Consider the following 25,429-nt stretch of genomic DNA (forward strand, 5'->3'; position numbering starts at 1 on the left):
CATCAGCAGCGGACCAGCAGCACACCCGATCGGGCTTTGGGCAAGAAGTACGTGGTCTTCGGAGGCATCACGCCGCCGAAATCTGCTACGTCGAACACTGCACGGAGCGGCACCGGTGCCAGCATGATCGTGACCGGCGCGTCGGCGATGGCGACGCTGGTGGGTCGGTAGGTGATGCGGGGATCCGAGGCGTTGGTGACGCCGAAGATCTCGGCCAGCACGAAGTCGTGCACGAACGCCGCATCGAGTCCCCGCGCCGGGTCGACTCCCGATGGCACATCGGCCCGGGCATCGACGTCGAGGCGCCGCGCCCGGAACCAGTGTCCGGCGACGCCAAAGCCGACCGACCCAGGATCTGTGGGCCGAGCTTCGGTGGCATCGGAGACTTCGACGACATCGCAGCGGGCACTCATGTGGTCGGCCACACGCCGGGGCATCATGTCCAGTTCGCTCAGCTCCCGGTCGAAGCTGCCGAGGTGCAGCTCTGAGGCGGGCACCAGTGCGACGAGCACCTGAGTGAAGCCGGCTTGTCGGGCAGCGGCGACCCGGTGATGACCGTCCACGATGTACAGCGGGCCCTCCAGATCGACGCTGGTCTCGCTGGGGATCACCGCGGGCCACAGCGTGACGCGGGCCCCGTCAGCGGTCTTGGTGTCGAGCAGCGGCTCGAGCGGCGAGGGATCGCCGGCTGCTGCCAGCGTGGCCTCGATGACCTCGGCGACGTTGTCCAGACTCGGCGCAGTGACGACTACCGGGCTGGACATGCGGCCGACCTCGGTGAAATGCACCGCCAAGCCGTGGACCCGGCCCGGCTGGGTGTCTTCGTGGGGCCGCAGCTCATGCGTGTCGAGATCGACAGCTCCCAGGAGCGCATGCTGGGCGTAACCGTCGGCCTCGACACAGTGGACATAGAGGCTCGGCGGCCGGGTGGCGCCGAAGGCGCCGAGGCCGATCAGCCGGTCCAGTGCCTGGGTGCTTCGGGTGGCGTGGCGCAGGTGCTCGCTGGGGTGGCCGAAGGTCTCGAGCGGGGTACCGGCCACGTGAGCGAACGAGTCGGGATTGGTGGCGAGGTGCTGCGCACGCTCGTCAGGCGTCAGCGAGTCATACGGCGCGGGGATCACCGTGGGCGCCCATTCGGGTGTCAGAACACGAGCGCTGACCGGTTCGATCATCCGCTCTCCCTCCCCGCCGCACCGTCTCGCTCGCCCGTGATGCGGTGTTCGGGGCGCACGACGACGCGACGGATCGAAGTTATCTCACCCCCGACATCTGTCTCGACGCGCGACCCGTTCATCGATCTCGCATCAGGGGACGACGCCGGCCGCTTTCAGCCGCTCGATGGCATCCCACCCGTAGCCGTGCTCCAGCAGGATCAGCTCGGTGTGCTGACCCAATTCGGGCGAGGGACCGGCCGGCGCCCAAGCGCTGGCTGAGAAATCCACCGGTGTCGCGACCATCTCGATGGCACCGCCCTCAGGTGTCGGCACCTCCACCCAGCAGCCCGCAGCACGGGCCTGCGGATCCGATCGCATCTCCCACGTCGACTGCACTGGAGCCCACCAGACATCGTTCGCATCAAAGATGTCGCCCACTCTGCACGCGTTCGAGCGGCCATGACGGCATCCATCTCCGCCGTCAGCGCCTTGGCGTTCTCCAGTCGCAGCACGATGTCAGCAAAGCGCGGGTCGTCACCCCAGTCGGGACGATCCATCGCCGCGATGACATTGGGCCAGTGACGGTCGCCTTCGAGGCCCAGCATCCAGAGCCACTCGCCATCGCTGCAGCGGGTAGCAGTTGAGAAGAGCCGCCTGTGGCTGGGCTGGCCGCCGTGCGCCGTCAGCGCGCCAACGCCGGCTCAGCTCAGTGGCGCCCCGGCGGTCGACATCAACGACGGAACACAGGCAGCGGTAATCCGGGCAGGCCATTGCCTTGCGAACGCCAGGCAGGCCACCGAGCGAACTCCGTTATTGTGCGTCCATGGCACTGCGAGAAGACGCACGGATAGTGCCGACACTAGAGCACGCACGTACCGCCGCCGATGTGCTCGCCGAGGAAGGCGCATCACTGGTGCTGGTGCACGGCTCAGTCTCGGAGGGACGGGCACGCCCCGGCAGTGACGTCGACCTTGTGGCTGTGTTCGACGACATCGACTACGACGAGCGTTACCCGCGCAGATGGCGGCTCGAAGCGAAGTGTCTGGCCGCGGCAGGAGTGCCGGTCGAGGTGCATGTCACCGACTGGCCGGAGTGGGAGCACCGCACCAGCAAGGTCAAGTCTTCATTCGAAGCGGCGATCAATCGTCGCCGGATGACGCTGTTCGAGCGAGAGCCGACGGCAGTGGACTGGGGCAAGGAGCTAGGCATGCCGGACAGCGACCTCAGTGAGGCTGTTGATCGCCTGACGGGCGTGGCGCAGGCGCTCAGGGAGATGGCCGATTCCTGTCGCCCGAGCGCCGGCGAACTAGTGGTCGTCGACGGGACCGAAGAGATCGACGAGAGCGTCAGGCATAGCCGTCTGCGAAGTCTGTGCGCTGATGCTTCGATGGTGATCGAGAACTCGATCAAGGCGCTGTCGGCCGTGAACGAAATTGTCTCGGAGCGCAGGCACAAGATTGCGGAGTTGATCGAGGCGGCGGGGCCGATGCCGGACGACCTGGTGGCGGCCCTCGAGCCGCTTCGGGCCAACACCATGAGGCCGAGCCTCGAGGACTGGGATGACATCAGCAGCTGGCGGATCGGCGGCACCTACCCGTCGTCAATGCCTCAGGCGACGAAAGAGCGAACAGAGCGACTCGCCCAGATGCTCACAAGCGCCGCTGTCACCGCAGCCGAGGCCACATTGAACCGAGTGCTCGACGCAGGAGCATCACCGGACGACGAACGAATGGTCACCTGTCAGCGGAGGCTGTCCACGGCGCAGACCGTCATGAGCGCAGGCGATGTGGTGACTGGCGTCGCAGCAGCGCTCCCCGGCGGGGAACAAACCGCACTTCAGGGCGGTCGGCTGCGCCGCTGACTGCAAGAGTGCGCGCACAAGACGTTCAATGCCGGACTCCTTCGGCACATTCAAGTGTGTTGCCTCAGATTTGGCGCAGCAGGTTCTGAGGTTGTTCATGTTGCATCGGTCAGGGTTGGCGGTCTCTGACGACAGTTCCGTGTCCGCGCGAACACCGCCGTCCACCAGGACTTCGGCACCGTCGGAGAGACTCACGCGCCGCCCATGAGCGCAGTCACGGCCCTCTGGCTCGACTATCTCGCTCATTCACAGCCCGATTCGCTGTCCGCTCTGGTGCAGGCATCGATGTCGGGCCCGCCGTCGAGATGGTCGGTGCCGTTGCCTCCGTCGAGGCTGTCAGCGTCAATGCCTCCCCACAGCCGGTCGTCGCCCGCGCCGCCTCGAAGCGTGTTCTCACCCGGGCCGCCGTGGAGCTCGTCGTCGTGGCCTCCCCCGTCGACTGTGTCCGCTCCGGGACCGCCCCACAGAGTGTCGTTCTGGGTGTTGCCGTCGAGGCGGTCGTCGCCGGGACCGCCGTGGAGGCTGTCGGCCCCTGCGCCGCCGGTGATGGTGTCGGCGTCAGCATCACCCCAGATGGTGTCGTCGCCGTTGCCGCCGTCGAGCGTGCCGGCACGATTCGCTCCAGTCGCGACAACTGCATAGCCCCGCGGCGCCGCGTCAACCGCGGCATCCGGCAACGCCGGAAGAGTCCACCGGCGCCGCCGATCCGGTCAGCACCTCCACACCGGTGCGGTACCCGCCGCTGCCCGCCGTGCCGCCCTCACACGACAGCTCCACGTCCACAAACACATCCGCCCACGCGCTGCAACCGGGCTGGGCGATATCGAACACCCCGGCCACCACAGCAGACACACGCGGCTCCACGCAGGTCGACGCACGGAGCCTGTCGACGCTGAGCGTGAGCGATTCTTGACCAAGCAATTCGGTCACAGCAGCCAACTGGGTCGGTTGAAAGTCGTAACGGCACCACCGCAGCAAAGCCCCGCCTACGAACAACTCGGCCGGACCGGCATTGCAGCCGGCGAAACCGCCCGATTCCCGCAGAGTGAGAGGGATTCGCCCCTCGAGCACGACCTCACCGGGCAGGAACTCAGCCGCGACTGCGACATCCATGAAGTTGCCCGGTTTCAGATCCAGAAGCACGTATCTGCGCACATCGGTACCGGCGAACCAGTCGGCACCGTCGATCCACTCGCTTATCAGGGGCTCGGTCGAACCTTCACGGAGCGTCAGCGTCCACGTCTCTTCAGCGGTCACCGGCGCCGACGTACCGTCGTCGTCGGTAATGGTGACTGTTACAGAGCCGCTGGCCAGAGTGGCGCCCGAGATGCCTGCGAGGTTGATGACGAGCGTTTCGGCACTCTCGGCGAGCGTGTCGTCGGCGATCGGCACGGTGATGGTTGCTCGGCTGCGGTCTGAGGTGATGGTGACCGTGCCGGAGGAGGCCACGAAGTCTGAGCCCGCGATCGCGGTGTCGGGCGCAGTGGACCAACTAAGGACCGCGGGCGCGACTTCCCCACCGGTCCGGTCACTCCTTCGGGCGGCGCCGCTTCGAGCGTGATCACGACGGCACCGTCGTATTCGGACGCGGTCGCGTCGGTGACGGACACGTCTCGCCACAGCGGGGCCCAGTCGAGCGACATGTCGTAGGCGCGGGTCGCCTCGGCAGTGCTGGTCGATACCTCGATGGTGTAGTTGCCTGCGGGGAGCCGCTGGCGGTTCAGCATCGCGGGCGCGCTCGGCGAGCACGGGCGGAGATAGAACCTGCAGCGTTCATCTCGTCCGTAGGCGCTGCCGATCACGGTGCCCGTGCCGTCCTGGGCTGTCGCCCCTGATCAGCGACACGAACGCCTCTGAGCTCTCAGGTCCGACCCGCACAGTCACCGTCGATGCGGTCTCGAGGGTGAACTTGTGCCGTCTCGCGTAGTGAACGTCGCCGCTGTCGCCAGCCCGCGAAGGGGATGTGCAGCCGGGATCCTTCGCGACGGTGCCCGACCCCGACGCCGACGGGGCCACCGCTGAGAACCCCCAGATCGCGAAGACACTCGTCCGCCCGCGCCCAGCTCGCACCCACCGTGTAGGCGCCAGTGTCCTCAGCAGCAATGGTGGTGACCTCGAGGGTGTACGTCCCGGCGCCAAGCACCCAGTTCGACACCCCGCTGCGCGCCAGCACAACCCCCGAGCCATCACCGCCGGACCCTTCAACGAGGAGCATGTAGGTGTTCACCTGCGAACTGCTCACCCACGTCGACACCGTCGCCGCCGCATCCAGCGTGAACGTGTGACGCCGCGCGTAGTACACGCTCTCAGCATCAGCAGGATCACGCAGCGAAGAAACGCAATCGGGGTCCGCGTCAATCGTCCCCGACTCCGACAACGAAACAGATGCCGCGGACAGCGTCCCCAAATTGCTGCCGCATGTGCCCCTATCGCTCGACTGTGCGCCTGTCGTCGCCGACGGCAGCAGAACCAACGCGAACATCGCGATGACAGCGACGATCGAAGGCCGCCAGCGAATCACGCCGCGCGCAGGCCAGCCCAAGAGTCCCCCCCCCCCCCCCGAAAACTCACGAAAACTCACGAATTGTGAGAATAGTCTTTCGCAATTCTCTATCGCGACTTCGCCCGCTCATCACGTCTGGGCCACCACGGCGACATGCCTCGGAACAAGGCTGCCAGCGTCCCATATGCCGGGGACGCAGCATGGGCCACCACGCAGGCAATTCGACACCGTTGGACCGAGTCGTAGCGGACTCGTAGCTGCGGCTGTCTCGGCACTCACCAATTGCACCAGCGACGCGCCGAGAGGCCTTGTCGCAGGAGCAACTTGAAGGAACCAATCCCAGCAGACGCGCGTTAGGCAATCCAACAGAGCTGATGAGCCGTGTCGGCGTCAATGCGCTCGGCGGGGGCCATGTTCCGACCGGTGGCCGCTGCGATCCACTCGTTGGGATCCGCGGGCACCGTCGGCGCGTCTGACGAGAATGAGACCTCGATGCCGCGGCGCAGCAGGCCGGCGAGCGGCCACAGCCATTCCTGCTCGACCGGCGAGAGCTGGTCGCGGTACTTCTGCTCCCGACGGGTCACGAAGCTGGGCTGGGTCACGACCTTGACGCCAAGGCGGGCGATGCGGTCGAGCTGTTCGGGCAGCGCGAGCGCGCAGTGTTCGATGCGGTCGGGCGCGCTGCGGCCGGGCGCGCTGCGTTGAGCCCCTCTCGTCGCTGCTCCGGCCGACGGCAGCGGGTGCGCCTCGAGTGCATCCAGCGCAACGTGCAACGTGTCGATGTCCATGACATGGATCGCGACCGGAAAGCCGTGCGCGCGGGCCGCCGCCACCAAGTCGGCGATTGCGCTGTCGTCATCGTGAGCAGGCATCACCTTGGCGTGGCCGATGCGCACGCTGCCGGAAGCCACGCCTGAATCCGAGGTCCCGCTGACCGCCATCCCGAAGCAGTGGCCTCCGAGCGTGTCGAGTCGGTCTGCTCCCACCATCGCAGCAACCGCTACCGCCGGTTCTATGGAAACCGCGTCGGCCAGCAGCTCCAGTGCCGCAAGATCGTTGGTGTGGGTCGCATCGGTACAGGCACTGATGCCCGCTGCCGCCAAGTCGCCCAGCACACCGGCGACACCGATCACGGTCCGGGCGCGGTCGGGCCGTGGCACCCTCGCGAGCACATCATGTCGCTCGACGAGCACACCGCCTGCCTCCAGACCGAGCGCCCGGCCCGCCGGAGTGTTCACCACGGCCAGATGGCCGGTGATGTGGTGCAGCACTGCCGGCCGGCCGCCGGTCACGGCGTCCAGTTCGGCGACAGTCGGGTGTCGCCGCTCGGCGAGCAACGCGTCGTCATAGCCCCACGCGCGCAGCCATGCTGCCTGGCCCTCGCCCGCAGTTCGCTCCTGCGCGGCCTGGCGGATCGTGCCCAGCAGCTCAGCCATCGAGGCGGCGTCGCGCACATCCACTGATCGGCGTACAGCGGCACACGCCAGCAGATGCAGATGATCGTCCCGGTACCCAAGTGCCACGTCGTCGTGCTTACCGCAACGCGGTTTGCCGTCGCTACTCACGGCTCCCTCGTCTTGACAATCTTTCAGTAGTTTTCAATAACTAATTTTATATTTGACATCGCTGGCGCTACAGTCCGCACGGTTTGCTATGTTGAAGGAGTGGACGCCGTGGTCCTCACTCAAGTGATCTCGATAGCGGTCGCGGTGCTTGTGATCGTGTGGCACCAACAGCGCTCGATCGAGCGACTGCGGGCCGAGATGCGTACCGAACTGGCCGCCCTGCGGCACGACATCATCGACATCCGCGAGCGACTCGCCCGCGTCGAGGGCTACTTGCGCATCGGGATCCCGGACGACGCGACTGCGCCGGCAGCAGGCACAGGCGGCGGCAACCCCAAGATCTGAACCGAGGCTCAGATTCCCAACTCGTCGAGCATGGGGATGAGATCGCGGCGCAGCAGTTTGCCGGTGGAGGTGCGCGGCAGCTCGCCCATGAGGTGCACGAACTCAGGCCGCTTGAATGGGGCCAGCCGCTCGCGGGCATGGGCAACCAGGTCGTCGCCCGAAGTTCCAGCTTCGGGGCGCACCACGGCGGCGGCGGCCACGCGCTCGCCCCATTCCTCGCTGGGCAAGCCCACCACAGCCGCCTCGAGCACATCGGGATGGTCGTACAGGACGGCCTCGACCTCATCGGGCAGCACGTTCTCGCCGCCCCTGATGATCATGTCGCCGGTCCGGCCGTGCAGGAACAGGTAGTCATCGTCGTCCAGGTAACCGAGATCGCCGGTGTGCACCCAGCCCTCGTCGTCGATGGTGACGCGCGTCTTCTCGTCGTTGCCCCAGTAGCCGTCCATGGCGCGGAACGTCTGCAGCTGCACCTCGCCGATCACGCCAGGCGCTACGACCTCGCCGCTGTCAGCATCCACCACGCGCACTTGCACGTCTTCGAGCACCTGGCCGACCGACGACAGCCGGTGCAGCTTGCGCTCTTTCTCTTCCGCGCTGCCCTCGATCCGGTGATCGTCGGGATCCAGCACCGCCACCGTGGAGGTCGTCTCGGTCTGGCCGTAGGCACCCGCGAACGCGACGTTGGACGGGAACACGTCGATCGCACGCCGGATCACTGACGGGGGCATCGGCGCCGCCCCGTAGGTGATCGCTTCGAGGCCGCCGAATGCGTCGGCCGAGAAGTTGGGCGCCTCGAGCACCCGGGCGAGCATCGTCGGCACCAGGAAGGCGTGGGTGACGCCGTGGTGCTGGACGCATTCGATCCATGAGTCGGCTTGGAATTGGGGAAGCAGTACCACCACGCGCCCGCTGTAGAGGGCATTCAGCATCGAGGTCAACCCTGCGATGTGGTACAGCGGCGCCGCCACCGCCATGCGGCCCATGTCCTCGCCGGTCGCGGCGTCGTTGGTGCCCATGACGTAGCCGGTCAGGGCGCCGTTGGTCAGCTTGACGCCCTTTGGCATGGCCGTGGTGCCGCTGGTGTACAGCAGCGTGCACAGTCCACCGGGATCGACGTCTTCGGGCACGGGCAGCTCGAACGCCTCATCGCGCGCTGCGGCGTATGACGACGGATCGTCCAGCAGGTAGACGTGCTCGAGGTCAGCGGGCTTGTTCTGCTCGATCAGGTCGCTGTAACGAGACTCGGTGAACAGCACGCTGATGCCGCTGTCGCTGAGCAGGTGCGCTGTCTCGGATGCGCCGGCGCGGAAGTTCATCGGCACGACGGTGGCGCCGACGAACGCACCGCCGAAGATCGCCTCCACGCACTCGACGCTGTTGGTGGCGAAGATGCCGACCCGATCGCCCACACCGACGCCGAGCATGGTCAGCATTCCGGCTGTGCGTCCCACATTGTCGAGCAGTTCTTGGTAGGTCACCTCGCGGGCCGCGCCGCCGCCGGCCTCCGTCGACGTGTCGATCAGGATGACCTGTTCGCCGGCAATGGCCGCCGGCATGAAGAGCAGCATTCCGAGATTCACGTCAGTCCCCTATTCGATGCGGCCTCGCGGCCCGATTCCGCAAAGTCAACGGCAGATGATCGCACGATGTCCATTCGCAATGTGTCACTGCCAGCGCACCCGGACCGGGCGCAGGCGGCGACACATTCTGCCGGACACTCCCTACGCTGCGCGCATGAGGCGACTGGCGGCTGCTCTGCTGAGTCTCGGCCTGTTGGCAGCCGCCTGCAGCAGCACCGACCAAGCAGTGCCGACAACCACCGCCACTGCGCCGACGACGACCGCGGCACCAGCGTCCACGACTTCCGTCCCGCCGCCGGCGACGACTGGCGCGCCGGCGACGACAGTCACATCCACCACGGCGGCGCCCGCGATCGCTGCGTCAAGAGACGAGCAGGAGGCTGAGGCCGATGGCGGGGCCGAGTCCTCAGACGAGCCAGTCGATCCGCTCGGCGCCGCGATCGAGGACTGGATGGAGCGCACTGGCGCACCGGGCCTCGTGCTGGCCATCACCCAAGGCGGTGCCGAGCCCGCAACCTTCGCCTGGGGCGTGAGCGACATCGCCACTGGCACTCCCATGACCGTCGATCATCACATGCGTATCGGTTCGGTCACCAAGCCGGTGACCGCGGCGGTGATCCTGCAGCTCGTATCCGAAGGCCTCATCGAACTCGATGCCCCGGTCGCTCAGTACTTGGGCGGTGACTGGGCACCGGGTTACGAGCACGCCGCTGCAGTCACGGTGCGTGACCTTCTCGGGCACACCTCGGGCTTTGTCGAGTACGCGTTCGACGTGCAGTTCTACCAACTCGCAGCGCCCCGGCTGGCAGAGCAGATCTCGCCTGAAGAGATCCTGCAATTTGCTTCCGAGTACGGCCCCGTAGCTGAGCTGGGCACCGAACGTCACTACAACACCACCGGCTATCTCGCTGCGGGCCTGCTCATCGAAGCAGTCACCGGCAACACGGCAGCCGCGGAACTGCGGTCTCGTGTGTACGAGCCGCTCGGCTTGCAGCACACCTACCTGACGCCAGACGAGTTCCCGCCCGAGCCGACGGCGAACGGGTACGTCGGCGGGACGCTCGGCTACATATTGGGACCGCTGATGGGACTCACCAGCGACAACCAGATCACCCACGGCGACGCCATCTTCGTGGACATCGGCACGATCCCGAACGACTTGGCCCGTTCAGCGGGCTGGACCGGCGGCGGCATCGAAACGCAGATCGGCGATGCGGCGATGCTGATCCGGGGTCTGTTCGCGGGGGACGTCCTCGATGAGGAGCAGGTCACTCTCATGACGACGGGTCACCCGGATCCCGTCAACGACTACGGATTGGGCATCTCCACCGGCGAGATGCTGGGCGTGACGATCTACAGCCACGGCGGCGGCGTGCCGGGCTTCCGCACCATCGCGGCATACGCGCCTGCACTTGATCTCGGCATCGCGCTGACGACCAACCTGCTGGGCCTCGAGGGCGACGAGGATGTCGGAGCCCTGCTGGAATCGCTGGCCCCGATCCTGGCGACCATGAACTGATGTGCCTCTCCTGCGGCCGGCAGGCGGCCAAGGTCATCACAAATGCGTCATCGGCAATACTTGCCCCGATCGTCTGGCCTGGGCGAGTCGGGCAAGGGGGGCAGCAGTGAGCCAGTTGTTGGCCGGTATCCGGGTGCTGGAGTTGGCAACAGGAATCTCGGGTCCGTACTTGGGGAAGCTCTTCGCCGATCATGGCGCCGACGTCGTCAAGGTAGAGCCGCACGGCGGCGATGCCGCACGGCGTCACGGCCCCTGGGGCGACGCAGCCGCACCGGCATCGGGTGCTGACGCCGCAGAGAGGTCACCGCTGTTCCTGCATCTCAACACCAACAAGCGCAGCGTGATTGCCGACATCGGCGCCGCCGAGCCCAGCGCCGACGACCTTGCATTCGTCCGGTCACTGGCTGCGGGCTCGGACATCGTCATCGAGGCCTTCCCACCAGGCCATCTGGATCGAATAGGACTGGGTTACGAGACGCTGCGCAGCCTGCGGCCCGGTGTCGTGCTCACCTCGATCACACCGTTCGGGCAGTCCGGCCCGTACTCACAGGCGGGCTACCGCGGCAGCGACATCGTGACCTATGCGATGGGCGGACCGATGTGGGGCACGGGCATCGACGAACGCGAGCCCGTCAAGCTCAGCGGCGACGTCACCTCGTACCAAGTCGGGAATCTGGCAGCAGTGCCGACCTTGGCGGCGTACCAGATGAGCCAGCGCAGCGGTCGCTCGTTTCACATCGACGTGTCGGCGTTCGAGGCGCAGGCGGGCACCATCGACCGCCGAGCGTCCTACCTGCTGTACGAGGCGTGGACCGGCACCGATGTCAGCAGAGACGTGCGCCAGCCGCAGCGAGCGTCGCCGGTCGGCTTCTACCCCACCGCCGACGGTTGGGCGCTGGTGTTCACCTTGCCGTCGTGGGCCCCCCGGATGGTGCAGACGCTCACCAGCGCAGGCCTCGGCGGCGACAGCGGTGACGGCAATTCGCTGGCGGAACGCTTTGCGAGTCCTGCGTGGCTGGCAGATCCCGAACTTCCCGACATGGTGGAGACTGCACTCTTCGTGTGGTTGGCCGGCCACACCCAAAGCACGGTCGGCGCTGCAGCACAAGTCAACAAGTGGGGCGTGACCCCGCTGAACGCTCCCGCCGATCTGCTTGACGATCCGCACTTTGCGGCACGAGACTTCTTCGTGCCCGTCGAGCATCCGGTAGCGGGAACGGTCCGGCAGCTCGGTGCGCCGTTTCGCCTCCATCGGGTCGACCCGCGCGACGCATCCGATCAGGCGTCGCCGGCACCGCGGCATGCGCCGCTGCTGGGCGAGCACGATGCCGAGGTACGTGCTGGCCTCGCAGCACCCGGCATCGCTGCGACGAACGAGGCCGGCAATCCTCGCTCACCGGACATCGGGCCGGCCCGCCAAGAACCCACGCGGTTGCCGCTCAGCGGCATCCGGGTGCTGGACCTGACGGTCGTGTGGGCCGGACCCGCCTGCACCATGTACCTGGGTGATCTCGGCGCTGAGGTGATCCGAGTGGACAACCCCTACGTGTTCCCGACGGCGACCCGGGGCCTGATGCCTCGCCCGCCACGGGAGATCAATCCCGAATTGGGGCCGCTGTCGGGATACCCCGATCACGATCCCGGACGGCGCCCGTGGAACCGCCAGAACCTGTTCAGCGCTCATGCCCGCGGGAAGCTGAGCTGCACGCTCGACCCGCGGACCGAGCTCGGGCGCTCGACGCTGCACCGGCTCGTGCAGCAGACCGATGTGATCGTCGAGAACAACTCCCTCGGCGTGCTGCCGAAACTGGGGCTCGACTGGGAAACCGTCCACGCCGTCAATCCGCGCACGATCGTGCTGCGCATGCCGCCGATGGGCCTCGAGGGCCCGTATTCGGACTGGGTCGGTTTCGGCGCCAACTTCGAGGCGCTGTGCGGGCTGACGGGCCTGCGCGGCTACGCCGACGACGATCCCACCAGCCTGACCTCGGTGTTCCACATGGACCCCGCCAGCGCCGCCGCCGCCGCCTTCGCCGTGCTGGCGGTGCTGGGTCGGCGCGACGGCATCGACGGCAGCGGTGGGACCGGCATCGGCGAGCTGATCGAGTTCTCGCAGTCCGAGAACGTGATGCAGCACATCGGCGAGTACTTCATCGACGCTGCCGCCAACGGCACCCGTCACCGGCCGCTGGGCAATCGCTCGGTGGCTCGCGCTCCGCAGGGCTGCTACCGCTGTGCGACCGATCCCGCCCGGCCCGACCACGACGACGAATGGGCGGTGATCGCCTGCGAGACCGACGCCGACTGGGCAGCGCTGGCCGGCCTCCTGGACCACGGCCGGCCTGACGGCGCGCCGGCGATGGGCGGCGACGAGCGCTTGGCCACGCTGGCAGGGCGCCAAGCCCACCACGACGAGATCGACGAGCGGATCAGCACCTGGACTCAGCAGCGCACCCCATCCGAGGTGTTCCACCAGTGCCAGCAAGCCGGCGTGCCTGCGGGACCGGTGCTGCGCGAGTCGCAACTGCGCGCCGACCCGCAGATGGGTGATCGCTGCTGGTTCCGCCAGAACGGCTCGGTCGAGCAGGGCTGGCACAGCTTCCCCGGACGCCAGTGGCGCTGGGACGGTCCCGAGATGCCGTGGCGTCCCATCGGCATCCTCGGCGACGCCAACGAGTACGTCTACCGGCAGATCTTGGGCCTTGACGATGCCGAGTGGCAGGCGCTCTGCGACGAGGGGCACATCACCCGCGACTACCTGAACCCCGACGGCACCTCGATGTAGCCGCTGGCCTGCCTGATGGCGTGATGTGCCCCTGATGGTGATGGGTCCCGCACATCACGGGCAGGGAGTCGATCCGAGCCGCCGAGGCGGAGATGCTCGCCCGACTCGGTCTCGAGGCGCAGACTTACGACGAACTTCTTGCCAGCCGTGCTACCTCTACGGAAGTCTCTATGCGTGACGCGCCGGCGATGCGCTCAATCTTGGCATCGGGCACCGCTGCAGCGATGGCGGCTTGCACTTCCTCAGTCACCACAGCAACGCCGCCGATGATGACGACGCGTTCGGGATTGAATTCGATCAGCGCCTCCGCAATAGCCGAACGAAGCTCGTCTCCAACGGTGTACAGGACCGAAGAGCCAAGCGTTCGGGATGCGAGCAGCGTCGCGAGGCCGACATCCGCAGGACTCCACCCGTTCACCACGTAGACATCCCCCTTGGGACTCTGGCTGCTCCGCTCACCGTCGCTGCTGAAGCCAGGCCCGGCCTGCTCACCACCCCCAGACATCGACGCACCCTCACCACTGCCAACGACCTCCTCACCACCCCCAGACATCGACGCACCCTCACCACTGCCAACGACCTCCTCACCACCCCCAGACATCGACGCACCCTCACCACTGCCAACGACCTCCTCACCACCCCCAGACATCGACGCACCCTCACCACTGCCAACGACCTCCTCACCACCCCCAGACATCGACGCACCCTCACCACTGCCAACGACCTCCTCACCACCCCCAGACATCGACGCACCCTCACCACTGCCAACGACCTCCTCACCACCCCCAGACATCGACGCACCCTCACCACTGCCAACGACCTCCTCACCACCCCCAGACATCGACGCACCCTCACCACTGCCAACGACCTCCTCCCACGAGAGCGTGCTCGCATACACCTCCGCAGCCCACGGCTGATCGCGGATCTCGTCATGTTCGGCTTCCAACTCGTCCCAAGTCAGATTGTCGGGAACATGCTCGCCGACGACTCGCCGCCCGTTGACGGAATCGACCTGCCACCCCGGGCGCTCGTTGAACTGCTCGACAGCAGCGTCGACGGCATAGCCATCAGCAACGAGCCAGACTGCCCAGCGCAAGTAGATGCACGTGCCCTCGACTGCGATGACCCGGCCCGCACCGAGACCGTTATGACAGCTCCAAAAGACCAAGCTCTTGCCCAAGGGCGCTCCATTCATCGGCGTCACACGAATATTCACCCTGAGGTTGGTCGGGTGGCTCGCCAGCACCACTGCCTGTCCCGGCGATCCCTCCACCCACTCGTCGGACCCGCTGACCGACAGCGCGACCCGGGTGGTTGCGGAAGGCCGAACCGTTACTGAGACCCTCTCGATATCAGCCTCCAAGGCGACGGGTCTGACACTGCGGCGGCTACGCCCACCGACATCCCAGTCCAGCACTGTGGACGTGAGCGCCGTGGACACGGTGGAGTCAGCGAACCTGATCTTGTCAGCGATGGTGATCTCAATCGCGAGCGGTGATTCGTCAGACGTCTGCCCACCCGCAGACGGAGAAGGCAGGAAAGAGACAAGCACGACCAGCAGCGCTGTCGTTGTGAGCGCCAATCCCATGCGCCGTGCGATCTTCATCGTTCCAACCCCCTCTGAGCAAGAGTCAGCAACTCAAGTGATTGCGCTCATGCCTGCCGATTGAACACCATACGGCATACCACACTTCGGGCCTTCTCTGAGGCGCTGGCCCCATTCCCAGCCGCGATGGGCTGAGTGCTGCCGATCCTTCCCGCTGGGCCATCTGACCGCATCGGCTCGACCGCATCGGCCTTGGCTATGAGGCCCTGCACAGCCTGCGGCCCGCGTCGTGCTCGCCTCGATCACACGATTCGGACAGTACGACCCGTAGGCACAGGCGGGGTATCGCGGCAGCGGCATCGTGACCCACGCGATGGACGGCCCGATGTGGGGCACGGGCATAGACAAACGCGACTACTCGAACCCCGACGGCACCTCGATGCAGCAGCTGTCCACCCAGACGGCGTGTCGTGCCCCTGATGGGTCCCGCACATCACGGGTAGATTGCCCGCATGGCAACTGACACTGGCACGGACACCGAGATCGAGTTCTGGGTGGACCCCATCTGACCTTGGTGCTGGGTGACGGCCAGGTGGGTCGTCGATGACGTCGCTTCCGAGCGCAACCTGAAGGTGAAGTGGCAGCCGATCAGCCTGCTCTTCAAGAACAATCCCCCGACGGACAGCCAGTACTACGACGCGGTCGTCGGCACGCACGGGCAGCTGCGGGTCATGGAGTCGATCCGGGCCGCCGAGGGCGATGACGCTGTGTTCGGCGTCTACTGGGATTTCGCGAGCCGCATCCACCACGACGGCGACCGCGATTTCGACATCGCCAAGGCGCTCGAAGAGTTGGGGATCGATCCCGCCCACGCCAAGGCAGCCAACGACGAGAAGTGGGATGCCGAGATCCGTTCACGCATGGATGAGGGCTTGGCGCTCGTGGGTGAGGACGTCGGCACCCCGATCATTGCACTCGATCGCGCTGACGGCGAGCGTGTGGGCATCTTCGGCCCGGTGATCACTCGTGCGCCCAAGGGCGAAGACGCCTTGAAACTGTGGGACGGCATGGTCGCGATGATGGACATCGACGGTTTCTGGGAGCTGAAGAAGACCCGCACCGAGCGGCCCGAGTTCGGCGAGCGCCCGGTCACCGTCCCGCCAGTGGGCTGAGGCTCCAGACCGCGGCAGTGAGTCGATGAGCGGCACGATTCTCGACGACCTCAAGATCATCGACACCGACAGTCACTGGTCGGAGCCGTACGACCTGTGGACGTCACGGGCGCCCGCGAAGTACCGCGACCGTGTGCCGCGCATGGAGACCAGAGGCGGCAAGCGTCGCTGGTGGTTCGATGACGCCATCCCGATCGGGCTGCCCATTGCGTCGTCGGTGGTGGACCCTGCGGGCGAGAAGATCACCGGCACGGTCTTCTTCGATTTCGACAACGAGATGGTGCACCGCGCCAGCTATGACGCCGCGGCCCGGGTGGAGATGCTCGACCAGCTCGGCCTCGAGGCGCAGATCATGTATCCCAACGTGGCCGGCTTCGGGAACCAGAACTTCCTGAAGTCGCCCGACGACGCGCTGCGCCTCATCTCGGTCGAGATCTACAACGACGCGCTGGCCGAGTTCCAGGAAGCCAGTGGCCAGCGGGTGTTCGGCATGGCGCTGCTGCCGTGGTGGGACCTCGACGCCGCAGTGCGGGAGATCGAGCGCTGCCACGCCAACGGGCTGCGGGGCATCGTGACGTGCTCCAATCCTGAGGAAGCCGGCCTGCCCGACATGGCGACGCCGCACTGGGATCCGGTGTGGCAGGTGTGCTCGGACCTCGCGATGCCGGTCAACTTTCACATCGGCTCGTCGAAGGGCAACCTCGACTACTACGGCAAGGCGCCGTGGCCGTCGTTCGGACCCGAGCGGTGCTTGGCGGTCGGCTCGGCCAACCTGTTCATGGGCAACGCACGGGTCGTGGGCAACATGATCTACTCCGGCGTGCCCGAGCGCTTTCCCGAGCTCAAGATCGTCTCGGTGGAGAGCGGCGTCGGCTGGCTGCCGTTCTTTCTCGAGGTGCTCGACCACCAGATGGCTGAGACCGCGCCGAACGAGCTGGCAGAGCTGTCGATACTGCCCTCGGAGTACTTCCGGCGGCAGTTCTACGGGTGCTTCTGGTTCGAGCGGTCCACCGTGCGGCCGACCGTCGAGTACGTGGGCGCGCAGTCGCTGATGTTCGAGACCGACTTCCCGCATCCCACCTGCCTGTATCCGCGCGACGATCACGACTTGGCCAAGGCGCTCGAAGGGATCCCCCGCGACGATGTCGAGCGCATCATGTCGCTCAACGCGTCCGAGCTGTACCGCATCGACCTCTGACGCTTCTGGCTGGCCAGCCCTGATGCGGTCCGCACTCGGGGCCCGCTCGCCCAAGCTAATCCTGGCGACGGCACGAGAACGCTCGCGGTAGCGGGAACGCGCGGCTGCTGGCGGCTCGGAGGTAGTTCGGGCTGAGCGGCTCAACGCAACTACGGTTGCGCCTGTCTTGAACGCCGCTGTCTTGGACAGGGCATGCAGTCGAAGTTTGCGGAGGGTCCCCCGGGGTCCCTTCGGCTCGGCTGCTGCGTCGGCGTTCAAGACAGACATCGTGCCGACGCCGCGACGCCAACTCGAACTGGAGCAAGCACACGGCGACGGAGATGCTTGCTGGCCCACGCGACCAAGTCGGTCGCAGTTAGACATCACGCGAATCCGCCATTCAGACGCCGCTGAACTGCAGCCCAGAGGCCCGCTGTAGTCACTGCAGCGATTGGCAACAGCATCATCAGCGAGGTTCCCGAACCCGCAGGGTTGACATACGTGGATGATGTGTCGGCCAATCGAGATTCAGTTTGCGGCACCGAGGCGGGTCATCATGGCGCTCTCTGCGAGTCTGCTGACCGTTGTCAAGTAGACGTCCCACGGCAGTGTGCCGATGCCATCAGACGCATCGGTGGGATGGCCTACAGGCAGATCCCGTCCGACGAGGTACGCGTTACCTGCGAAGCGGTCATGACGGCGGATCAGTGCGCGCAGGCCGGACAGGTCATGCAGCGCCGTCGACGTGATCTCGAACGCCAATGGGCCCCGCAGGTCGTCGTAGACCAGATCGACCTCGTGGCGTCCTTCGCGCCAGTGATACAGCCGCGCCCCCGCCTGCGTCGCCAGGGAATGCAGCGTCGACGCGGCCATGTTCTCGATGAGGTGACCGGCTTCGCCGGGGTATCGCAGCGGCGCGAGTCCTCGCTGCAGCACCGCGCTGCGCACGGCGCTGTCCATGAAGTAGATCTTGCGGCCGCGGCGCTGCACCTTCGCTTCGCTTCCCGCATAGTTGGGCAACGTGAAGACGATGAACGCGGCTTCCAAGTAGGCCAGATACCGCTCGATCGTCGCCTCCGACAACCGCAGGCCGGCGGCAATATTCGACGGCGACAGCAATTGCGCGACTTGGCCGGCGAGCACATACAGCAGCCGCTCGAGCATCATCGGATTGTCGATCTGGAAGGCTTGCGGGATGTCCTTGTAGACCGCGCGTTCGACGGAGTCCTCCCGCAGGCTGAGCTGAGCGGCGATCAGCGCATCGGTGAAGGGCCCCTCGTCGGCAACCGGACCGTATTCGCGGGGCACTCGTGCCTGTCCTGCATGCAGCAGGAGTTCGGGAAAGCCGCCCACGAGCATCAGCATGCGGGCCGCCTCGGACGAAGCGAAGTCGGATGTCGTCCCCTCCTCGAGCTGACGCAGCTCGTCGGCTAGAGATGAACCGAGCGGTCTTTCTGGGCGAGATTGCTCTGCAGGTGACGCGACGAACCGCATCGCCTCGGAGACCAAGCACGGCGCCAGCGAGACTTCCCGCCAGCGTCCGACCCCGCTGTCCTGCCGGCGTCGTCGAAGCGCAGCACTGGCGCTCGATGTCGCAGCGATGCGGACGGGCCAGCGTTCGTCATGGAAGGTCTTGAGCCAGAGGTCCCAGTCGTCGGCGTAGGTGACTTCGTCGAGGAACAGAAAGATCGGCTGCTCTGGCGACGCACCTCGCCTTCCCGAGGAGCGTGCGAACGCGAGGATGCTCTGAACGATTTCGCCAAGCGGCACGTCCATCAAGAGCGGATGATCGAGGCGCAGCCACCAGATGCGGTGGCGTTCGATCCTCGCTGCGAGCAAATGAGCGACCGTCTGATACAGCACGGTGGTCTTGCCGACCCGGCGCGGGCCCAAGATGACGTGCCATCGCAGCAGACCATCGGCGAGCATGCTCCGCCAGAGCACACGTGCGAGCGGACGCTCCGTCGGCGGCGCGAGCGCGGCCGGCACCGCACCCGTGCGATGCCATGGGTTCTGATCGCTGAGCAAGCGCAGCCGCTGACCCCCTGCATCCGGACCGTTGATGATCTCATTGACGTAGTCCTCGTTGCTGAACAACAGGTCAAGGTTGGCTTCATCTCTTCCGTCGCCATCGTCGTCTCGGATCGCCATCGCAGCCCCGATCTTTCACGTCCATGTTTGTCTGATGGTAATAAGTATATCAACCCTCACTAAGAAACGGTTACGTGGATCTTAAGCATTTTATTCGCGTTCGAACGCGGCTTGCTTCCGAGATGGGGTCAGAGCATCCCTTGACCGAGTACGAGACCGAAGCGCCGATGCCCCGTCGCCAAGAGGCGGCGCTGGGCCTGCCGATGGCTGATCGGGCTCGGTGCCTCGGTGCTCGTGCCCGCCGCCGGCGAGACCTCCGGTCACCTGGGCTTCCTGGCCACGGTGATGGCTGACCCCGAGGGCACAGAGTTCTGCGTCGTCTCCCGCTGAGTGCGCAGCACGCACTGAGGGATCGATGGCCGTGCAAGCCTCGATGCTCAGTCAAATCGGACGTGCCCGCGAAGCCACGCTGCCAGCGAGTCTTCGTCAACGGCACCTGAAGCCACGCCGAGCATCATTCGCTCTGAATCGTCGACATCAGGCGGATCTGGATCCCACCGTCCGCCGTTGAGTTCAATGAACACCGACAGCGCTGCCCACGCAGCTCGCTTGTTGCCATCGGGCAGCGGATGGTTACGCGCCAAGCGCCAGCAGAGCACAGACGCCTTGTCCACCACATCCGGATAGAACTCTGTACCGGCGAATACGGCCTGCGGCGCGTGAAGAGCCGAGTCCGCCAGCTCGATGCGCGCCAGCCTCGAGAGTTTCTCGGCCTCGATTCCGGTGACCTGTTCGGCCAGCCAGAGATACTCCGCGAGTCCCAAGTATCTCGTCACTGCGCGAGCCGCTCGAGCAGCTCGCGATCTCGCTCCAGTACGCGTCTTGCGACAGCCGTGAAGTCAGCATCTGCGCGCACGCGGTCGATCTCGGCGCGCAACGAATCAACAATGAGCTGGTTCACACTCGCCCCCTGCACGCGGGCAACGATCTCCGCTTCCTGTGCAAGGTCGTCGGGCAGGCGAACCGTCGTCTGTCTTGTCATCGCATCATGATATTTCGATATCGCGATTGCTTCAACGGCTGACTTGAACCGTGTGGGGCCCGCCAGCCTTCAGGACGTGACCGGAACTGCTGCTGCGTGTACCCGCACGAGAGTCGGCGACTACTGCGGACTTGGCTCGCGCTCAACCGCCGACACCGGCGGCTGCAAGGCGTGCCCAGCGGCGCTCGACAGCGAGGCCGTCGCTGAGCGGTAGGTCGTTCGCGGCACGCAGGCAGCGGCGCAGTGCCTTCGCGACCGGCTGATGGATGCGGGCGAGCTGCCCTGCCAGCTCGACAGTTCGGCTGTCGAGATCGTCGGTCGGCACCACTTCGGCGACGATGCCGAGCCGGTGGGCCTCGACTGCGTCGATGTTGCAGCCGCTCAGCACTATCGGCAAGGCCGCCGTCGGGCCGATGACCGCAGTGAGACTCTGCGTTCCGCCGGCGGCCGGCAGCATGCCGAGCTTGGTCTCCGGCAGGCCCAGAACGGCGTCATCGCCGGCGATGCGCAGATCGCACAGCAGCGACATCTCCAGGCCCGAGCCCAGCGCGTAGCCGTGCAGCACACACAGGGTGGGCACCGGCAGGTTCACCAGCGGAAGCCACGGATCGCGATCCCACCGGATCCGCCTGGCGTCGAAGATCGATTCTGCGGTGCCGAACTCGGACAGGTCAGCGCCGGCGCTGAAGTGCTTGCCCTCGGCGGCGAGCACCACACACCGAACGTCGGGCACGTCACGTACGGCCGTGATCGCCTCGATGAGACCATCTCGCATCTCGAGGTCGAAGATGTTGAGCGGCGGGTGGCACAGCGTGATCGTCGCTACGCCGTCGTGGCCGAAGACCAGCCGGATCCGCTCAGCCATGACGGCCACCGCCGGAAGCGGAACCAGGTGTCGTGGCGCTGTCGACGCTTGGGGCTGCTGCCATCGGCCCGGGAGCGTCGTGCGGCGACCTGGCGAGGGTTGTCAGGGCGCCCGCGGTGCGGCGGCAGGATGCCCATTCAGCCAGCGGCGCGACCGCGCCTGCCAGCGACACGCGCATGTGCTGCGCCGCTGCGCCGACGATCTGCTCGGCAGCGACACGCGCTGCCAGCAGGCCGGCGAGTGGGTCGGGGTAGGAGTACGCGGGTGCCTGAGGTTCATCGCCCAGCCAGCCCAAGCCAGAGGCGGCGTGCACGCCGGTGCCGTACGCGATCCAGCAGCACTCCGGCGAATCCGGCTCGAAGGCGGTGATCGCCAAGGTGTGCAGCCGCGGGTGACGGACGCAGAGCTGCTCGGGCAGCAGTTCGAGATTGGCCAATGCCCTAGGTGAGAGCGAGGTGACGAGCAGGTCTGCTGTCGCCAGCAGTCTCTCGAGAGCATCGCGGTCCGCGCCGAACCGGGGATCGAGTTCAACGGCTGTCTTATGGGCGTTCAGCTCCGCGTACATCGCCGTGCCCGCCAAACCGTCGGGCCGCGCCGCCGAGCTCGCCTTGCGGACCTCGGCGCCAGCACGGCCCAACAGCTCGGTGCACAGCGGGCCAGCCCACATCGAGGTCAGGTCCACGATCTGCTTGCCGTCGAGAGATGCCGGGCCCATTGGCTCGCAGCTCGGCGCCGGCGCGGCAGTCTCGACAGCCGCCTCCGACACCCGGCGGAACGGAGTGACCGGCAGGCGCCATTCCTGCGCTGCGGCAGCAACGACATCGGGATCAGCCTGGTCACGGTGCACTTCGGCGAACCGTTCCCAGGTCTCGCTGTCGTCGGGTCCAAGATCCACGCACAGCGCGCCGTCGCCCCAGCGGACAGGCTCGGAGGGCTCATCGGCGGTTCCGAGACGCCGGGGCATGTCGATCCAGCACGCGGCGTCGCCAGCGACACCGGCACCCAGCCGCCGATCAGCCTCGGTGGCCAGCTCGGCGCCATAGTCGAACAAACCCGGCGGCAGCCAGTCGCTCATCTCAACGCCCTGCGAAGTCCGGCGGCCGTTTGTCGAAGAAGGCCGCGAGGCCTTCGGCGCGGTCGTCGGTGGCGGCGAGCTGGTGGTTGAGGTCGCCTTCGAGGCGCAGCCCGTCCGCGAGGGGTAACTCCGAGCCCCGGTGGACCGCTTCCTTGGCGAACTCCAGCGCCAGCGGCCCCGCGCCGGCCAAGTCGTCCAGCCAGCGGTCAATGACCTCGTCAAGGTCTGCCTCGACCGCGTGTGTCAGTCCCCACTCAAGCGCTGTGGCCGCATCGATCTCGGTCCCCAAGAGCAGCATCGAATTCGCTCGTGAGGCGCCGACGGCGCGTGGCAGGCGCTGGGTGCCGCCCCATGCCGGCAGTCGGCCTTCCAGCGCATCTCGCATTGCGAAGCGAGCGCTTGCATCGCACAGGCGGATATCGCACGCCAAGGCGATCTCCAGACCCGGGCCCGAGCATTCGCCGCTGATCGCACACACCACCGGTCCCCGCACCGTGGCCAGCGCAGACGCCGGATCGGGTTGGAGTTCAAGCGGATCGAAGCTGACGCCCGAGCAGAAGTCGGTGCCGGGCGCATTGCGCAGAACCACAACGGCTGGTTCGCGTGCCTCCCGCACGTCCACGCACAGCTCGACCAGCGCACGCGCGGCAGCGCGGTTCATCTCGCCGCCGCTCAGGAGATGCTCAATGCGGTTCAGGGTGCCACCACCCCCTTGGGTGGCCGGCGCCGATGGCTCGATGAGGCCCCGTCGGCCCCGTGTCGGCTGATCGGCCTCAGTCGGCCCAGCGCTGGCTTGATCGGCCTAATCGGCCGACTTGGTCTTCTTCGGCTCCTGCATCGCCATGTCCTTGCCGTCACACTGCAAGGTCACCGCGCCCGGCTTGGTGACAAGCACCTCGATACCGGAATCCTCGTCTTGGTAGCGCTTGCCTACCTTCAGGCCCTCGCCGCCGGCCGCAGCGGAAATGTCTGCGTCGCCGCCCTTGGTGACGATGACCTGTACACCGCCGTCAAAATCCAGACGCTCTCCAGCCTTGGTCGCCACAGCATCCCCCTGGTCTCATCGTGTCAATGCGGAAGGTGGTCCGTATGAAGCTACACGCCGCGCTGCTGCATTGCCTCACGACGGTCGCCCGTTCTTGGGCCACAATGACCCCGTGACGTCGGAGCAGACAGCGTTGATGATCGGCGGGACCGGTCCGGCTAGCGGGCCAGCGGGCCTCGCAGCAGCCGGCCGGGCACAGCACCGGTCACCTTGCCGTGCTCTGTGATGACCTCGCCGTTGACGATGGTGGCGGCGAAGCCGGTGGCGGTCTGGCGCAGGCGGGGGCCCCAGCGGGAAGGTCGTGCACCAGCTTGGGCATGTCGGGTGACACCGTCTCGGGGTCGAACACGTTCACGTCGGCGGCCTTGCCGACTGCCAGCACGCCGCGGTCGTCGAAGCCCCATGCCTGCGCCGGCAGCTGGGTGATGCGATGCACGGCGTCTTCCAGCGTGAACTCCTGGCGGTCGCGCACCCAATGGCCCAGCAGGTGCGTCTGCAGCGACGAGTCCATGATCTGGGTGACGTGGGCGCCGCTGTCGGAGAAGGTCGGGATAGCGCGGGGTGTTTGAGCAGGTGCAGCACCAAGTCCTGGTCCTGGTTGGCGAGCGCCTGCACGAAGAACATCTCCAGGTCGCTGTCCACGGCCAGGTCGACGAACGCATCCATCGGCGTAGTGCCACGCTCGGCAGCGATCACGTCCTCAGCCATGTCCTGCCCCCGTCACATGGGTGCGCCCGACGAGTGCACCTTCTCGTTGTCGCACCGTTCTCGTTGTCGCACCGTTCGTTTCCCGCTCTTGTTCGCTTCGCGCACAAGCCGCTCGGGCCCCGGCTCCGCCTCATGGCAGCCACCGCCCCCGGCGGGACTGCCCGTCTCAGCGTACGGCAGCGGGGCATAGCGCACCCGCAGACGGAGCCCATCCCGACTGCTGCGTCGCCGCGCGCAGCGAACATATGCTGCACGCCGTGACTCTCGAAGCCGAAGCATCAGCCGTCATCGACCAACTCAACGCCCTAGGCCGGCCGTCGTTCGAAGACGTCGGTTACGAACGTGCTCGCCGGGGTTTCGAGGAGATGCCGCCCGCCGGGGAACTCGTCGACGTCGCCAGCACCGAAGACCGCACCATTGCCGGCCCTGACGGCAACGACATCGCCGTACGGATCTACCGGCCCGGCGACGGCGCCGCCACCGCTGCCGTCGACGGGACGCTCGGCTGCCTCGTGTACTTCCACGGCGGCGGCTGGGTCGTGGGCAGCATCGAGACCCACGACCGCACCTGCCGAGCGCTCACGATGCTGGCCGGTGTCGTGACCGTCTCGGTCGACTACCGCCTCGCTCCCGAACATCCCTTCCCGGCCGCTGCAGACGACTGCTGTGCTGCCACCCAGTGGGCGATGGACAACGCCGCCGAGCTGGGCATCGACCCGGCCCGGGTGGCGATCGGCGGCGACAGCGCCGGCGGCAATCTGGCAGCCGCGGTGGCGCTGATGTGCCGTGACGGCGCTGCGAACGGCGACGCGTGCGGCCAGCCGGGCCTGCAGGTGCTCATCTACCCGGTCACCGATTTCGACCGCGACACCCATTCGATGATCGCCAACGCCGAGGGCTACCTGCTGACCCGCGCGACGATGGCCTGGTTCGACGATCACTACTGCCCGCCGTCTGAGCGCAACAACCCGTATGCGGCCCCACTAGCGGTCGATGATCCGGCTGGAGCTGCACCGGCCCTTGTCATCGTGGCCGGCCATGACCCGCTGCGCGACGAAGGCGTCGAGTACGCGCAGAAGCTCGCAGACGCCAAGGTGCCCACCACGCTCATCGAGTACCCGGGCCAGTTCCACGGTTTCTTCGGCATGACCCGTTTCCTGGCCCAGGCGCACGAAGCCCAGGAGCTCACCGCCAGCGTCCTGCGCCGCACCCTCGCACCGTCGGGGAACGGTTAGCCAGCCGACGCCTTCGACCGGCCGCCAGCACCCAGTCCTCCAGCAGGCGCTCTGCGCCTAGACGTTCGATATAGATCGAAAAACTATCTCCTGTATCAAAACTTAACTGCTTATGCTTTGCCAATGGTGTCGATCGCGGTCATGCCCGATGGGAAGCA

The 25,429-nt window shown here is 66.6% G+C and carries 23 protein-coding genes and 1 pseudogene; 8 read left to right on the forward strand and 16 right to left on the reverse strand.

Annotated elements, in window-relative coordinates:
* Nucleotides 1–2: 2 nt before the first annotated feature.
* Together ACOGXQ_RS08535 and ACOGXQ_RS08540 are read right to left on the reverse strand one after the other, a co-directional pair.
* A complete protein-coding gene (locus ACOGXQ_RS08535; protein ID WP_419946978.1) occupies nt 3–1,172 on the reverse strand; it encodes a DUF1015 family protein in 1,170 nt (389 codons plus the stop codon).
* Between the two features lie 132 nt (nt 1,173–1,304).
* A pseudogene (locus ACOGXQ_RS08540) lies at nt 1,305–1,759 on the reverse strand (CoA transferase).
* Between the two features lie 218 nt (nt 1,760–1,977).
* Here ACOGXQ_RS08540 and ACOGXQ_RS08545 point away from each other — a divergent pair.
* Nucleotides 1,978–3,015 carry a nucleotidyltransferase domain-containing protein gene (locus ACOGXQ_RS08545; RefSeq protein ID WP_419946979.1) on the forward strand — a complete coding sequence of 346 codons (1,038 nt, stop codon included), beginning with the start codon at nt 1,978–1,980 and terminating at the stop codon, nt 3,013–3,015.
* Between the two features lie 242 nt (nt 3,016–3,257).
* Here the strand turns inward: ACOGXQ_RS08545 and ACOGXQ_RS08550 are convergent, their stop codons facing one another.
* The 4 genes from ACOGXQ_RS08550 to ACOGXQ_RS08565 all read right to left on the reverse strand — a co-directional run bounded on the left by ACOGXQ_RS08550 (nt 3,258) and on the right by ACOGXQ_RS08565 (nt 7,041).
* A complete protein-coding gene (locus ACOGXQ_RS08550; protein ID WP_419946980.1) occupies nt 3,258–3,692 on the reverse strand; it encodes a calcium-binding protein in 435 nt (144 codons plus the stop codon).
* Nucleotides 3,673–4,464, reverse strand: coding sequence for a hypothetical protein (locus ACOGXQ_RS08555; protein ID WP_419946981.1), 792 nt, complete (start codon nt 4,462–4,464; stop codon nt 3,673–3,675). The genes ACOGXQ_RS08550 and ACOGXQ_RS08555 overlap by 20 nt, the downstream gene beginning before the upstream one ends.
* Nucleotides 4,465–4,876: 412 nt before the next feature.
* Nucleotides 4,877–5,497 (reverse strand): hypothetical protein, encoded by a 621-nt coding sequence (locus ACOGXQ_RS08560; protein ID WP_419946982.1) that lies wholly within the window; start codon nt 5,495–5,497, stop codon nt 4,877–4,879.
* A 374-nt stretch (nt 5,498–5,871) separates the two neighbouring features.
* Nucleotides 5,872–7,041 (reverse strand): amidohydrolase family protein, encoded by a 1,170-nt coding sequence (locus ACOGXQ_RS08565; RefSeq protein WP_419946983.1) that lies wholly within the window; start codon nt 7,039–7,041, stop codon nt 5,872–5,874.
* A gap of 141 nt (nt 7,042–7,182) precedes the next feature.
* Between ACOGXQ_RS08565 and ACOGXQ_RS08570 the strand changes: the two genes are divergently transcribed.
* On the forward strand, nt 7,183–7,428 hold the full coding sequence (locus tag ACOGXQ_RS08570; RefSeq protein WP_419946984.1) for a hypothetical protein: 246 nt from the start codon (nt 7,183–7,185) through the stop codon (nt 7,426–7,428).
* 8 nt (nt 7,429–7,436) lie between these two features.
* On the opposite strand, the gene ACOGXQ_RS08575 is transcribed toward ACOGXQ_RS08570, so the two are convergent.
* Nucleotides 7,437–9,011, reverse strand: a complete 1,575-nt coding sequence (locus tag ACOGXQ_RS08575; protein ID WP_419946985.1) for a class I adenylate-forming enzyme family protein — start codon at nt 9,009–9,011, stop codon at nt 7,437–7,439.
* Nucleotides 9,012–9,165: 154 nt separating this feature from the next.
* Between ACOGXQ_RS08575 and ACOGXQ_RS08580 the strand changes: the two genes are divergently transcribed.
* Together ACOGXQ_RS08580 and ACOGXQ_RS08585 are read left to right on the forward strand one after the other, a co-directional pair.
* Nucleotides 9,166–10,530, forward strand: coding sequence for a serine hydrolase domain-containing protein (locus ACOGXQ_RS08580; protein ID WP_419946986.1), 1,365 nt, complete (start codon nt 9,166–9,168; stop codon nt 10,528–10,530).
* 106 nt (nt 10,531–10,636) lie between these two features.
* A complete protein-coding gene (locus ACOGXQ_RS08585; protein ID WP_419946987.1) occupies nt 10,637–13,315 on the forward strand; it encodes a CaiB/BaiF CoA transferase family protein in 2,679 nt (892 codons plus the stop codon).
* Nucleotides 13,316–13,439: 124 nt separating this feature from the next.
* Here ACOGXQ_RS08585 and ACOGXQ_RS08590 read toward each other — a convergent pair whose 3' ends face one another.
* On the reverse strand, nt 13,440–14,921 hold the full coding sequence (locus ACOGXQ_RS08590) for a hypothetical protein (protein WP_419946988.1): 1,482 nt from the start codon (nt 14,919–14,921) through the stop codon (nt 13,440–13,442).
* A 521-nt stretch (nt 14,922–15,442) separates the two neighbouring features.
* Between ACOGXQ_RS08590 and ACOGXQ_RS08595 the strand changes: the two genes are divergently transcribed.
* Together ACOGXQ_RS08595 and ACOGXQ_RS08600 are read left to right on the forward strand one after the other, a co-directional pair.
* Nucleotides 15,443–16,033, forward strand: a complete 591-nt coding sequence (locus tag ACOGXQ_RS08595) for a disulfide bond formation protein DsbA (RefSeq protein ID WP_419946989.1) — start codon at nt 15,443–15,445, stop codon at nt 16,031–16,033.
* A gap of 25 nt (nt 16,034–16,058) precedes the next feature.
* The gene (locus ACOGXQ_RS08600) at nt 16,059–17,231 is read left to right on the forward strand and encodes an amidohydrolase family protein (protein ID WP_419946990.1); all 1,173 of its coding nucleotides are present in this window, start codon (nt 16,059–16,061) and stop codon (nt 17,229–17,231) included.
* A 507-nt stretch (nt 17,232–17,738) separates the two neighbouring features.
* On the opposite strand, the gene ACOGXQ_RS08605 is transcribed toward ACOGXQ_RS08600, so the two are convergent.
* Nucleotides 17,739–19,361, reverse strand: coding sequence for an ATP-binding protein (locus ACOGXQ_RS08605; protein WP_419946992.1), 1,623 nt, complete (start codon nt 19,359–19,361; stop codon nt 17,739–17,741).
* 228 nt (nt 19,362–19,589) lie between these two features.
* Here ACOGXQ_RS08605 and ACOGXQ_RS08610 point away from each other — a divergent pair, with 228 nt between their 5' ends.
* The gene (locus ACOGXQ_RS08610; protein WP_419946993.1) at nt 19,590–19,691 is read left to right on the forward strand and encodes a hypothetical protein; all 102 of its coding nucleotides are present in this window, start codon (nt 19,590–19,592) and stop codon (nt 19,689–19,691) included.
* Nucleotides 19,692–19,738: 47 nt separating this feature from the next.
* Here the strand turns inward: ACOGXQ_RS08610 and ACOGXQ_RS08615 are convergent, their stop codons facing one another.
* From ACOGXQ_RS08615 to ACOGXQ_RS08645, 7 genes are all read right to left on the reverse strand, one after another.
* On the reverse strand, nt 19,739–20,137 hold the full coding sequence (locus ACOGXQ_RS08615) for a type II toxin-antitoxin system death-on-curing family toxin (protein ID WP_419946994.1): 399 nt from the start codon (nt 20,135–20,137) through the stop codon (nt 19,739–19,741).
* On the reverse strand, nt 20,134–20,343 hold the full coding sequence (locus ACOGXQ_RS08620; RefSeq protein WP_419946995.1) for a YlcI/YnfO family protein: 210 nt from the start codon (nt 20,341–20,343) through the stop codon (nt 20,134–20,136). Before ACOGXQ_RS08620 ends, ACOGXQ_RS08615 begins: the two co-directional genes overlap by 4 nt.
* Nucleotides 20,344–20,485: 142 nt before the next feature.
* Entirely contained in the window at nt 20,486–21,208 is a 723-nt protein-coding gene (locus ACOGXQ_RS08625; RefSeq protein WP_419946996.1) for an enoyl-CoA hydratase/isomerase family protein, read from the reverse strand.
* The gene (locus ACOGXQ_RS08630; protein ID WP_419946997.1) at nt 21,201–22,283 is read right to left on the reverse strand and encodes a CoA transferase; all 1,083 of its coding nucleotides are present in this window, start codon (nt 22,281–22,283) and stop codon (nt 21,201–21,203) included. Before ACOGXQ_RS08630 ends, ACOGXQ_RS08625 begins: the two co-directional genes overlap by 8 nt.
* 1 nt (nt 22,284) lies before the next feature.
* A complete protein-coding gene (locus ACOGXQ_RS08635) occupies nt 22,285–22,944 on the reverse strand; it encodes an enoyl-CoA hydratase/isomerase family protein (protein WP_419946998.1) in 660 nt (219 codons plus the stop codon).
* Nucleotides 22,945–23,085: 141 nt separating this feature from the next.
* Nucleotides 23,086–23,328, reverse strand: coding sequence for a hypothetical protein (locus ACOGXQ_RS08640; protein WP_419946999.1), 243 nt, complete (start codon nt 23,326–23,328; stop codon nt 23,086–23,088).
* Between the two features lie 205 nt (nt 23,329–23,533).
* Nucleotides 23,534–23,839 carry an amidohydrolase family protein gene (locus ACOGXQ_RS08645; protein WP_419947000.1) on the reverse strand — a complete coding sequence of 102 codons (306 nt, stop codon included), beginning with the start codon at nt 23,837–23,839 and terminating at the stop codon, nt 23,534–23,536.
* 454 nt (nt 23,840–24,293) lie between these two features.
* Between ACOGXQ_RS08645 and ACOGXQ_RS08650 the strand changes: the two genes are divergently transcribed.
* The gene (locus ACOGXQ_RS08650; RefSeq protein ID WP_419947001.1) at nt 24,294–25,271 is read left to right on the forward strand and encodes an alpha/beta hydrolase; all 978 of its coding nucleotides are present in this window, start codon (nt 24,294–24,296) and stop codon (nt 25,269–25,271) included.
* Nucleotides 25,272–25,429 lie beyond the last annotated feature (158 nt).

Source organism: Candidatus Poriferisodalis sp., from assembly GCF_965208485.1.
Lineage (GTDB): Bacteria > Actinomycetota > Acidimicrobiia > Acidimicrobiales > Poriferisodalaceae > Poriferisodalis.